The sequence below is a fragment of the Enterobacter sp. CC120223-11 genome (genome assembly GCF_900215375.1).
Lineage (GTDB): Bacteria > Pseudomonadota > Gammaproteobacteria > Enterobacterales > Enterobacteriaceae > Scandinavium.
Window position 1 is genome coordinate 77227 of the sequence record NZ_OBEF01000019.1, and the last position, 11378, is coordinate 88604.

Annotated in this window: 10 protein-coding genes and 1 rRNA gene; 4 read left to right on the forward strand and 7 right to left on the reverse strand. The window is 52.4% G+C overall.

Going from position 1 to position 11378, the window contains the following annotated elements:
• Nucleotides 1-35 precede the first annotated feature (35 nt).
• Both hemN and yihI read right to left on the reverse strand, forming a co-directional pair.
• Nucleotides 36-1409 (reverse strand): oxygen-independent coproporphyrinogen III oxidase, encoded by a 1374-nt coding sequence (gene hemN / locus CRO87_RS18990; RefSeq protein WP_097164495.1) that lies wholly within the window; start codon nt 1407-1409, stop codon nt 36-38.
• A gap of 188 nt (nt 1410-1597) precedes the next feature.
• Nucleotides 1598-2113, reverse strand: a complete 516-nt coding sequence (yihI, locus tag CRO87_RS19000; RefSeq protein ID WP_097164497.1) for a Der GTPase-activating protein YihI — start codon at nt 2111-2113, stop codon at nt 1598-1600.
• A gap of 585 nt (nt 2114-2698) precedes the next feature.
• On the opposite strand from yihI, the gene yihA reads away from it, so the two are divergent.
• A complete protein-coding gene (yihA, locus tag CRO87_RS19010) occupies nt 2699-3334 on the forward strand; it encodes a ribosome biogenesis GTP-binding protein YihA/YsxC (protein ID WP_097164498.1) in 636 nt (211 codons plus the stop codon).
• Between the two features lie 342 nt (nt 3335-3676).
• On the opposite strand, the gene polA is transcribed toward yihA, so the two are convergent.
• Complete coding sequence (gene polA, locus CRO87_RS19015; protein WP_097164499.1) at nt 3677-6469, reverse strand: DNA polymerase I; 2793 nt, start codon at nt 6467-6469, stop codon at nt 3677-3679.
• A 395-nt stretch (nt 6470-6864) separates the two neighbouring features.
• Between polA and CRO87_RS19020 the strand changes: the two genes are divergently transcribed.
• Nucleotides 6865-7767 carry an acyltransferase gene (locus CRO87_RS19020; RefSeq protein WP_097164500.1) on the forward strand — a complete coding sequence of 301 codons (903 nt, stop codon included), beginning with the start codon at nt 6865-6867 and terminating at the stop codon, nt 7765-7767.
• Nucleotides 7768-7836: 69 nt separating this feature from the next.
• On the opposite strand, the gene dsbA is transcribed toward CRO87_RS19020, so the two are convergent.
• The 3 genes from dsbA to CRO87_RS19035 form a co-directional block, all read right to left on the reverse strand.
• Complete coding sequence (gene dsbA, locus CRO87_RS19025) at nt 7837-8460, reverse strand: thiol:disulfide interchange protein DsbA (protein ID WP_097164501.1); 624 nt, start codon at nt 8458-8460, stop codon at nt 7837-7839.
• Nucleotides 8461-8486: 26 nt separating this feature from the next.
• Nucleotides 8487-9473, reverse strand: coding sequence for a serine/threonine protein kinase (locus CRO87_RS19030; RefSeq protein ID WP_097164502.1), 987 nt, complete (start codon nt 9471-9473; stop codon nt 8487-8489).
• Between the two features lie 84 nt (nt 9474-9557).
• A complete protein-coding gene (locus CRO87_RS19035; RefSeq protein ID WP_003861904.1) occupies nt 9558-9827 on the reverse strand; it encodes a YihD family protein in 270 nt (89 codons plus the stop codon).
• 69 nt (nt 9828-9896) lie between these two features.
• Here CRO87_RS19035 and mobA point away from each other — a divergent pair, with 69 nt between their 5' ends.
• Nucleotides 9897-10481, forward strand: a complete 585-nt coding sequence (gene mobA / locus CRO87_RS19040) for a molybdenum cofactor guanylyltransferase MobA (protein ID WP_097164503.1) — start codon at nt 9897-9899, stop codon at nt 10479-10481.
• A complete protein-coding gene (mobB, locus tag CRO87_RS19045; RefSeq protein WP_097164504.1) occupies nt 10478-10984 on the forward strand; it encodes a molybdopterin-guanine dinucleotide biosynthesis protein MobB in 507 nt (168 codons plus the stop codon). The genes mobA and mobB overlap by 4 nt, the downstream gene beginning before the upstream one ends.
• Before the next feature lie 110 nt (nt 10985-11094).
• Here the strand turns inward: mobB and rrf are convergent.
• Nucleotides 11095-11210, reverse strand: a 5S ribosomal RNA gene (rrf, locus tag CRO87_RS19050).
• Between the last annotated feature and the right edge of the window lie 168 nt (nt 11211-11378).

Sequence of the window (11378 nt, forward strand, 5' to 3'; positions counted from 1 at the left end):
GCCGGGCAAATACAGTGCCGCCCGGCATTGCAGAGTTAAATCACGCGTGAGAACTGCTGCATCCGCGCTTTCTGGCGCAGATAGGTGTCGAAGCACATGCAGATGTTGCGGATGAGCAACCGCCCTTTCCCTGTCACCTGAATACCGTTGTCCGTGACGTCCACCAGCCCGTCCTTCGCCAGCGGCGCAAGCAGCTTTAAATCCTCGGCAAAGTAGTCTGCGAAATCTAAATCCCACTCTTTTTCGACCGCCGCAAAATCCAGGCGGAAGTTGCATATCAGTGCCTTGATCACGTCACGACGAATGCAATCGTCGCGCGTCAGAGCAATGCCGCGCCACAGCGCGTTTCCGCTCTCATCAACCTGCTGATAGTACTTTTTCAGCTCTTTCTGGTTCTGCGCGTAGCAGTCGCCAATCATGCTGATGGCCGACACGCCCAGCCCCAGCAAATCGCTGTCGCCCTGGGTGGTGTAGCCCTGGAAGTTGCGATGCAGCACGCCTTCACGTTGGGCAACAGCCAGTTCATCGTCCGGGCGGGCAAAGTGGTCCATGCCGATAAACTGATACCCGGTTTCCGTCAGTGAGGTGATGGTTTCCTGCAATATATCGAGTTTCTGCTGGGCCGATGGCAGATCGGCATCTTTGATTTTGCGCTGCGCGGCAAACAGCGTTGGCAGATGCGCATAGTTAAAGACGCTGAGCCTGTCCGGGTTCAGTTCCGCTACGCGTTTGAGGGTAAATGCGAAGCTCTCTGGCGTCTGCTTCGGCAGGCCATAGATCAGGTCGATATTCGTCGAAGTAAAGCCAATCTCGCGGGCATGGTTGAGCAAAGCGAAGATAAACTCTTCGTCCTGTTCGCGATTCACCAGGCGCTGCACTTCTTTATTGAAGTCCTGCACGCCCATGCTAAGACGGTTAAAACCCTCGCTGCGCAGGTGATCCAGCACATCCAGTTCAATCTCACGCGGATCGACCTCAATCGAGATCTCCGCATCGGCGTTAAAGGCAAAATGGCCACGCAAAAGCTGCATCAGGCGGCTAATCTGCGCTTTATTCAGATAGGTTGGTGTCCCGCCGCCCCAGTGCAGCTGGCTGACCTGACGGCCCGCAAGCAGCGGTGCGCGATGAATAATTTCCTGTTCAAGCGCATCGAGGTACTGATCGGCTTTATGCTGCTGGCGGGTGACAATCTTGTTGCAACCGCAGAAATAGCAGAGCTTGTGGCAAAACGGAATGTGGACATACAGCGACAGCGGGCGCTCGGGATAACGGGCAACCGCATTGCGGAAATCGGTTTCACCGAACGCTTCGGAAAACTCCAGCGCGGTGGGATATGAGGTATAACGTGGCCCGGAATAGTTGTACTTCTGGATCAGGGCCAAATCCCAGTCGATTAACTGCTCAGACATGCTTACTCCTTGCGAGGATATCGCGAACGACGACGGCGTGCCGGCTGAACCGCATTTCGGGCGCTTAGCCGGTTGCGCAGACGTTGCTGACGCCGCGACAACCGTCGTAGTTTAACGAATAACCCCCCGAGATAACACATAACCAAAAGGGTTATCAGCAGGACGGGCAGTCCGAGTGGGTGCAAACGTTAGTTTCCACCCTTCAGCAGACGCATCATGTCTTCTTTTGCGTCCTCTTCTTCTTCGTCTTCATCATCATCGTAAGAGAGACCGAGCTGCTGCATCAGTTCATCAATACGATCGAGTTTGGCGTTAACCCAGGTTTGCTCGTCGGCGGTCAGGGTATGACCCTCTTCCAGACGTTCCAGCAGCGCATCCAGGCGCTCATCATTTTCCAGTAAATCCAGCTCGGCCTGCGGTGAAAGCATAGGTTTCTCGCTCTTCGGTTTTTGCTGCCTTGTCACCGGACGCTCTACAGCACCCAGTGGGATCGGGGTTTTACTGCCGACACGCGGATCTTTCTGCTGGCCCTGTTTCTTGCCACCAGCAGAAGCCTCACCGCCGCTCGCGCGGCTGCCTGATGCGTGACCGCGGTGCTTTTTGTCGCGTTTACGGGCACGCGCTTCCTGATCAAGCTCTTCACGCGTCTTACGACGGGCTTTACCAGGTGCTTTGCTGCGCGGTGCGGATGTAGGTTTTTTCATGATGATGAGTGTCTTTACGTTGTTTACTTCAGTATAGAATTGAGGCGGAATCTAGCAGAAAGCAGACAAAGAAAAAAGGCGACAGAGTAATCTGTCGCCTTTTTCTTGACTCACAACCCTTAACGGGTCACACAATCCTTGTTCGCCACCAACACACCCTGTTTTTCCCTTGGCGCTAACACTCCGTGTTTTCTTCCCGATCCTTTTTACAACGTCTCCGGACGTTTGCCTCCTGGCAATTCCTTGGTCTTCGCCTCCTGGCGCTCCTGACTCTCGTCCTGAGTTCTTGTCCTTCCCGGCATCCTCGCCTGATGGGTGTTACTTTAACAAGTTACGTCAAACACACAAGCCACAATCCGCCCTGGAAATGCAAAATAAGAATATTACTAAATCATAAATAATTGAATTTAATCTAATTGGCAAAAATATCACCTGAAACTATTCCTAAATTTCTCATAGCAGCAGTGGCGAATGTCTTACAAACCATGAGATTTAATTTGACGCACCGAAAAAGCGACAAACGCCGCCTTTTGCCATTGTTCAGGTATACTCCCCGGCATAGCCCGATTTTATGGAGACGCTCCTTTGATTAACCTGAACTATCAACAGACGCATTTTGTGCTCAGTGCGCCTGATATTCGCCACTTACCGTCCGACACCGGCATCGAAGTGGCTTTCGCCGGTCGCTCCAATGCGGGTAAATCGAGCGCCCTGAACACCCTGACAAACCAGAAAAGCCTGGCACGTATTTCGAAAACACCGGGACGTACGCAGCTCATCAACCTGTTTGAAGTCGTTGAAGGGAAGCGCGTAGTCGATTTACCGGGCTATGGCTACGCCGAAGTACCGGAAGAGATGAAGCGCAAATGGCAGCGTGCGCTGGGTGAATATCTGGAAAAACGCCTGTGCCTGAAAGGCCTGGTGGTACTGATGGATATTCGCCATCCGCTAAAAGATCTCGACCAGCAGATGATCGAGTGGGCCGTCCACAGCAATATCGAAGTCCTGGTTTTACTGACCAAAGCCGACAAGCTGGCGAGCGGGGCGCGTAAAGCGCAGCTGAACATGGTGCGTGAAGCGGTGCTGGCCTTTGACGGCAACATCCAGGTTGAAGCCTTCTCTTCACTGAAGAAGCTCGGCGTGGATAAGCTGCGCCAGAAGCTTGATACCTGGTACAGTGAATTAGCGCCGCAGGAAGAAGAAGAAAGCGCGGCAGAGTAATCTTTTCAGGCGCGGCATTCTCCGCGCTTTTTTCTTTCGCACAATAAAAAACGCCCCAGTCATTACTGACTGGGGCGGCTAAAATATTCAGCCAAATCCGATTACGTGAAGTAAAAGGTCTGAAAGATAGAACATCTTACCTCTGTACCCTACGCGAGTAACTCTACTCTTTTTTTCTGAGAGCGCACAGCACTTTTTGTAGTTTTTTTTCACTATTTACATAGCAATTTCCGATGACCATCACAAAACGCTATAAGTTATGTTGCTTACTTACAAAAAGCACCCTCGTAATTTGCTGAGCAGATCGCCTCGCAACGGTGTTTTTTTCATCAGAACAGGCGCTTAGTGCGCCTCATCCCAGTTAGCACCGCTGCCCACTTCCACCAGCAGAGGAACATCCAACTTCGTGCTGTTCTCCATCAGCTCATGGACTTTCTTCGATACGGCTTCCAGATCGTCCTTATGCACTTCGAACACCAGTTCATCGTGCACCTGCATGATCATTTTCACTCGCGGCTTATCTTTCTGAAGCCAGGCATCGACGGCGATCATTGCACGCTTGATGATATCTGCCGCGGTGCCCTGCATTGGGGCGTTGATCGCAGCGCGCTCAGCGCCTGCACGCATTGCCGCATTGCTGGATTTGATACCCGGCAGATACAGACGGCGGCCTTCCAGCGTTTCAACGTAACCCTGCTCTTTTGCCTGCTCGCGGGTGCGCTCCATATATTCACGTACACCCGGATAGCGCTCGAAGTAGAGATCCATATATTTCTGCGACTCTTTGCGCGGAATATTGAGCTGTCGCGACAGGCCGAATGCGCTCATGCCGTAAATCAGGCCAAAGTTGATCGCTTTCGCGCTGCGGCGCTGTTCGTTACTGACGCTCTCAAGCGGCAGGCCAAATACTTCCGCGGCAGTGGCACGGTGGATGTCTTTCCCTTCAGCGAAGGCGGTCAGCAAGCCCTTGTCGCGGGAGAGGTGCGCCATAATGCGCAGTTCAATTTGCGAGTAGTCGGCGGAGACGATCAGGTAATCCTTCGGCGCGACAAACGCCTGGCGAATACGACGCCCTTCTTCGTTACGCACCGGGATGTTTTGCAGGTTCGGATCGGTGGAAGATAAACGCCCCGTTGCCGCAACGGCCTGATGATACGAGGTGTGCACACGACCCGTTTTCTCGCTGATCATGAGCGGCAGCTTATCGGTGTAGGTCGATTTCAGCTTCGCCAGGCCGCGATATTCAAGGATCACTTTCGGCAACGGATAATCCAGCGCCAGCTCTTCAAGCACCTCCTCAGACGTGGACGGCGCGCCGCCCGGCGTTTTCTTCAGCGGCTTAATGCCCTGTTTTTCAAACAGAATCGTCTGCAGCTGTTTTGGCGAGGAGAGGTTGAACGCTTCTCCCGCAATCTCATGGGCTTTCTGCTCAAGTTCGATTACGCGCGCGGCCAGCTCCGCCGAGTGGTTGTGAAGCACGTCAGGATCGATGTTCACCCCATTGCGCTCTACGCGGGAAAGCACTGGCACTAAAGGCATTTCAATATTCTGGAATACGTTCAGCGGACCTTTCTGCTTTTGCAATTTTGGCCACATTTTGAGGTGCAGCTGCAGCGTCACGTCGGCATCTTCCGCCGCGTAACGACCGGCTTCTTCCAGCGCTATCTGGTTAAAGGTGAGCTGATTCTTACCCTTACCGGCAATCTCTTCGAAGGTGATGGTTTTGTGCTTCAGCCAGCGGTCAGAGAGACTGTCCATGTCGTGGCGCCCGGCCACGCTGTCGAGCGTGTAAGATTCAAGCATCGTATCGAAAGCAATGCCGCGCAGTTCAATGCCGTAGTTGGCGAGGATCCCGCGATCGTATTTCAGGTTTTGCCCGACTTTCAGGCACTTTTCATCTTCCAGCAGCGGCTTCAGTAATTCCAGCGCGCGCTCACGGGAAATCTGCTCCGGTGCATCAAGGTAGTCATGCGCAACAGGAACATACGCTGCATGGCCCGGCTCCGCTGCGAACGAAAGGCCAACCATGTTAGCCGAAACGTTGTCGAGGCTGTCCGTTTCCGTATCGAAGGCAAAGACAGGCGCTTTTTTCAGTTTCGCAATCCACTCTTTCAGCGTCTCTTCATCCAGGATGGTCACGTAGTTTTCAGAAGATAAAGCTGTTGCAGGTTCATCGACCTCTTCTTCAACAGCAGCCGTCGCGGCGGATGCAGGCTTAGCCGAAGGCTTGCTGCCTTTGGCCTGCATCCATTTGCCTTCTTCAACGTCAGTTATCCAGCGCTTAAATTCGTACTGCTTAAACAGATGTAACAGCTCATCTGCGGCCGGGACCGTCACTTCCAGCTGCTCGCAGGTTTGCTCAAGTTCAACGTCCGTTTTAATGGTGGCAAGCTTATAGGAGAGGTATGCCATCTCTTTATTCTGCTCGAGCTTCGCGGCCATGGTTTTTGCACCACGGAACGTCAGCCCGGCGATTTTCTCAGGCTCGGCGTACAGCGTATCCAGCCCACCAAGACCCTGCAGCAGCGCTTGCGCCGTTTTTTCACCCACGCCCGGCACGCCAGGAATGTTGTCCGAGGAGTCGCCCATCAGCGCGAGGAAATCGATTATCAGCTCTGGCGGCACGCCGTATTTGGTGACGACTTCTTCTGGCCCCAGCACCGTGTTGGTCATGGTGTTGATAAGCGTGATATTCGGCGTGACCAGCTGGGCCATATCTTTGTCGCCGGTACTGATCAGCACCGGGCGACCTGCTTTTTCCGCTTCGCGCGCTAAAGTGCCGATAACGTCATCGGCCTCCACGCCAGACACCGCTAGCAGCGGCAGGCCCATTGCTTTGACCATTGCATGCAGCGGCTCAATCTGCGCGCGAAGATCGTCCGGCATCGGCGGGCGATGGGATTTGTAGTGTTCAAACAGTTCGTCACGGAAAGTCTTGCCCTTGGCATCAAAGACCACCGCCGCATGAGTTGGTTGATACTGCATGATCAGGCTGCGTAGCATATTCAGCACGCCGTACATGGCGCCCGTCGGTTCGCCCGCGCTGTTGGTCAGCGGGGGAAACGCGTGGTATGCGCGGTAAAGATAAGAGGAGCCATCAACCAGGATGAGGGGGTTTTCTTGGATCTGAACCATAATTTCCGTGCCTGTTTATCAGATTAGGGGTAAAGGATGCCACAGACAGCAGTAAAACTTGAGTTTTTCGCCTTATTTGCGGCAAAAGATTTGTCGATCCTCGGGATCGCTCGCAAAGCCGTTCTGTGGATAACTTTGTGCATAGATTTATTCCACCGGATTAATCCTGCACATACTTGATGTGATGTAACTTCATTTTATTTATTTATCAAATAGTTAAATACATAGCCTGTGATTAAACCCATCATTGGTGACAATTTGTACCATGTGGATATAACTAATCACTGTTTTCTGCTTTCGCAGGACCCATTATTGAGTCCGATTTCTGATAAAATCAGCGCCTTGCGCCTGTGTAACCCGCGCTTTATACAATTAACCATCTGAAAAAATTGATTATGTCGAGATTACTCGCTGCGATAACACTGTTTCTGAGTATCGCGCTGACCATTGTCGTCACCATTGCCTGTTCCGTGCCCATCATTCTGGCCGGGATAATCAAACTGCTGCTTCCCATTCCTGCGGTATGGCGTTCTGTCTCGGCATTCTGCAACCTGATGATGTACTGCTGGTGCTCGGGCCTGGCACTGCTGCTGCACCTCAATCCGAGGCTGAAATGGGACGTTGAAGGCCTGGAAGGGTTGAACAAGAAAAACTGGTACCTGCTTATCTGTAACCACCACAGCTGGGCAGATATCGTGGTGCTGTGCGTGCTGTTTCGCAAACACATCCCAATGAATAAATATTTCCTCAAACAGCAGCTGGCTTGGGTGCCGTTCATCGGCCTGGCCTGCTGGGCGCTGGATATGCCGTTTATGCGCCGCTATTCGCGCAGCTATTTGATTCGCCACCCTGAGCGCCGTGGCAAGGATGTGGAAACCACACGCCTCTCCTGTGAGAAATTCCGTAAGCACCCGACAACCATCGTCAACTTTGTCGAGGGCTCACGCTTTACCGAAGAAAAACGCCTGCAAACACGCTCTCCTTTTCAACATTTATTGCCTCCGAAGGCCGCCGGAATTGCCATGGCACTGAACGTACTGGGCAGCCAGTTTGATAAGCTGATGAACGTGACGCTTTGCTATCCGCAAAACGATCGCACCCCGTTTTTCGATATGCTGAGCGGGAAGCTAACCCGGATTGTAGTTCGTGTGGATCTGGTGCCGGTGGCGCAAGAACTGCACGGTGATTACGTTAACGATAAGAACTTTAAGCGGGGTTTTCAGCTGTGGCTGAATACGCTGTGGGCAGAAAAAGATGCGCAAATAGAGGCGATAAAAGCGGACTTCAGCGGGAAGTAAATTTCAGCAGCGAGCGCCGCTTGGTACGGCATCCAAAATAGAAACGCCGGTCATCGACCGGCGTTTTTTTTATTTCTTCTCAACCAGTTGCTTTACAGTATCGGCATACTGCTGCACGAACACGTCCATGTTGCTGGTGTCCATACCCTGTGGGTTCAGCTGATATTTGCCGTTCACATACATTGCCGGAACGCCCTGCAGCTGCAGATCGGCCGCCGCTTTTTCCTGCTGAGCTACGAGTGATTTCACCACGAAGCTGTTCCATGCGGCATCGTAGTCTTCGCCTTTGATTCCAGCATCAACAAACACCTGACGGATGTCGGCGACGGTTTGCACGGTCTGGGTTTTCTGTACGGCTTCAAACATAGGTGCGGTGATCTTATCTTCCACACCCAGCGCCATCGCGACTGCCCACGCCTGAGTCAGGTCTTTACCCAATGGGCCAAGGAACTCCACGTGGTATTTCGTCATTTTGGTGCCTTCCGGCAGCTTTTGCTTCACCGTATCGGAAACATGCAGCACGCGTTCAAACTCATAGCAGTGCGGGCAGTAGAACGAGAAGAACTCGAGCACCTGAGGCTCACCCGCGACCGGTTTCTCAAGCGTGCTGTACTGCTTACCGTCAGTGATTTGCGCCGCGGAAGCGCTGAATGCCAGAATCATTCCTGCCAGCGCCAGAAAAATCTTTTTCATTTTTAACTCTCTCCTGAAAATGTCTGTTAATACATCGGCGTTAATTGTAATGGAGGTTCCTGAAGAGTTTTGACCTGTTCCAGGAACATATGGCTTTGCCTGCGCCAGTTATCTTCCTCGGCAAGCCAGGGAAAATTCACGGGAAATGCAGGGTCTTCCCAGCGACGGATAATCCACGCCAGGTAATAAACCATGCGCATAGCGCGCAATGGTTCGATGAGTGAGAGCTCAGCCTGGTCAAACGTGCTGAACTCTTCGTAAGCTTCCAGAATGATATCGAGCTGCATGAGCCGCTCTGCGCGATCGCCATGCAAAAGCATCCACAGATCCTGCACGGCCGGACCATTACGGGCATCATCCAGATCGACAAACAGCGGCCCATCTCGCCAGAGAATATTCCCGGCATGGCAGTCGCCGTGCAGGCGCAAGGAGGCGAACCGGCTGTGCCACTGCTGCATGACGGCGTCGATGAGCTTATCGGCGGCGGCGAGAAAATCGGCCTTCAGGGATGATGGGATCAGGGGCGTGGCGTCAAAAACCTGCCGGGGTTCCAGCAAATATTCCTGAATGCCGATATCCGGGCGTGCTTCAAAGCGCTTTTTACGGCCCGTCTGATGCAGGCGGCCCAGGTAGCGGCCAACCCATTCCATCTGATCCAGGTTATCTGGCTCAAACTGACGGCCGCCGACGCTTGGAAATACAGCAAAAGAGAATCCTTGCTGGGTTAGCAGCGTTTTACCATTGAAAGCGATGGGTGCCGCAACAGGAACATCATCGGCCTGTAGCTCAAGCGCAAACTGGTGCTCCTCGCGGATTTGATCTGCTGACCAACGCTGTGGGCGATAGAATTTAACGACAAATCGACGCCGGTCTTCATCCTGAAATTGCCAGACACGGTTCTCATAACTGTTGAGGGGCGTCAGGCCCGAATCCACCCTTATACCCTGATCAAACAGGGCATCAACAATGGTATCCGGGTGAAGGGTCTGGAAAGTAAAAGCCTTATCGTTCATCCGATTATTCGATTATCCGGAAATGACTGCGAATGATTCAGGATATCATTTCACAGCCTTTTCGGTTGCGCCACTTACAAGCTTTTACTCTTTAATTACGCCGCGGGCGCGGAGCAATGCGGTTTTAAAATCTTCTTCGTAGTCTTTTTGAATGCCGGGGATCACCGCATCTTTAGCGGAATCACGCATCTTCAGATGGTAAATCAGGATATCGTCAGAAAGATCTGCCAGCTCGCCGTCAAAACCTGACTCCTTCGCCAGTTTCTGCAAGAATTGCATCAGATTCAGCTCTGGCTCTTTTTGCCAGGCTGGCTGGAGGAGTTCGATCACTTCGTTCAGACGTTTACATTTCATTGTTTTGCTCCTTACGCTTAACCGTCACACGTTAGCAGGGTCAAACCCACAATAAAAGAGGCGATATTCGTGAATCAGCAGCCTGAGATCACCGGCGTCATCCTGGCGGGCGGCAAGGCAAGCCGGATGGGCGGTCTCGATAAAGGATTACAGGAACTTAACGGCATGCCGCTTTGGCAGCATGTCGCGAAAACGCTGGCGGCACAAACCAGCACGCTGGTGATCAGCGCCAACCGTTCTCTGGATACCTGGCACGCAAGTGGCTATAAAATTATTCAGGATACGATGCCTGATTATCCAGGCCCGCTTGCCGGTATGCTCTCAGCCATGACGCAACTGCCCAGCGAGTGGTTTCTGTTTTGCCCATGCGATACGCCTTTCATTCCGGCCTCTCTTACTGAACGCTTTCTCCAGCATAAAGCCAGCGCTCAGGTGGTCTGGGCCTTTGATGGTGAGCGGGATCACCCTGCAATCTCACTTGTTAATCGTAGCGTAATCCCCGCTCTGGAAGACTATCTTGAGTCTGGTGAACGTCGGGTGATGGTTTTCCTTAAGCAGTGCGGCGGGCATCGTGTTGATTTCAGTGATGTGAAATCAGCATTTATCAATGTGAACACCTTGGTGGATTTGCAGAATATGCAGGTGAAATCATGATCCCCGTCCTGGCTATTGCGGCATGGAGCGGAACAGGAAAAACCACTTTATTGAAAGCGCTTATTCCAGAGTTGTGCTCGCGTGGGATTCGGCCCGGGTTAATCAAACACACCCATCATCGGATGGATGTTGATACGCCAGGCAAAGACAGCTACGAATTACGCAAAGCAGGTGCGGCACAGACTCTGGTCGCCAGTTCGGAGCGCTGGGCGCTGATGACAGAAACGCCTGAGGTTGAAGAACTCAACCTGGATTACCTGGTGAGCAGGATGGATCGCTCAAAGCTGGATCTCGTTCTGGTCGAAGGATTCAAGCATGAAACGGTAGCGAAAATTTTACTGTTCAGAGAGGGCACTGCACACGATTTTAGTGAACTGAGCCTCGACGAACACGTCATTGCTATCGCCAGCGATGTGCCTGTTGCTGCTGATCGTCCACTTATTGATCTCAATAACATCAAAGAGATAGCTGATTTTATTGAGTCGTGGATGAAAGGGAAATGAAGGTGGGGTAAGAGGACAGTATTTTGTCCTCCTCTTGAGAACGTTCACCGACAAACAGCAGATAAGACAAAAGGCTCAGTCTTTCGACTGAGCCTTTCGCTTTATTTGATGCCTGGCAGTTCCCTACTCTCGCATGGGGAGACCCCACACTACCATCGGCGCTACGGCGTTTCACTTCTGAGTTCGGCATGGGGTCAGGTGGGACCACCGCGCTAGTGCCGCCAGGCAAATTCTGTTTTCAACATGCACGTCTTACTCTGTGCACATCGACTAATCTGTTATCAGGCTGAAAATGTGTCTGTCTCTCACGCCAAAACAGCTTCGGCGTTGTAAGGTTAAGCCTCACGGTTCATTAGTATCGGTTAGCTCAATGTATCGCTACACTTACACACCC

Bases quoted from the DNA above. Each gene is read 5' to 3' on its own strand.
- hemN (WP_097164495.1), bottom strand. From the start codon at position 1,409: ATGTCTGAGCAGTTAATCGACTGGGATTTGGCCCTGATCCAGAAGTAC.
- yihI (WP_097164497.1), bottom strand. From the start codon at position 2,113: ATGAAAAAACCTACATCCGCACCGCGCAGCAAAGCACCTGGTAAAGCC.
- polA (WP_097164499.1), bottom strand. From the start codon at position 6,469: ATGGTTCAGATCCAAGAAAACCCCCTCATCCTGGTTGATGGCTCCTCT.
- CRO87_RS19020 (WP_097164500.1), top strand. From the start codon at position 6,865: ATGTCGAGATTACTCGCTGCGATAACACTGTTTCTGAGTATCGCGCTG.
- dsbA (WP_097164501.1), bottom strand. From the start codon at position 8,460: ATGAAAAAGATTTTTCTGGCGCTGGCAGGAATGATTCTGGCATTCAGC.
- CRO87_RS19030 (WP_097164502.1), bottom strand. From the start codon at position 9,473: ATGAACGATAAGGCTTTTACTTTCCAGACCCTTCACCCGGATACCATT.
- CRO87_RS19035 (WP_003861904.1), bottom strand. From the start codon at position 9,827: ATGAAATGTAAACGTCTGAACGAAGTGATCGAACTCCTCCAGCCAGCC.
- mobB (WP_097164504.1), top strand. From the start codon at position 10,478: ATGATCCCCGTCCTGGCTATTGCGGCATGGAGCGGAACAGGAAAAACC.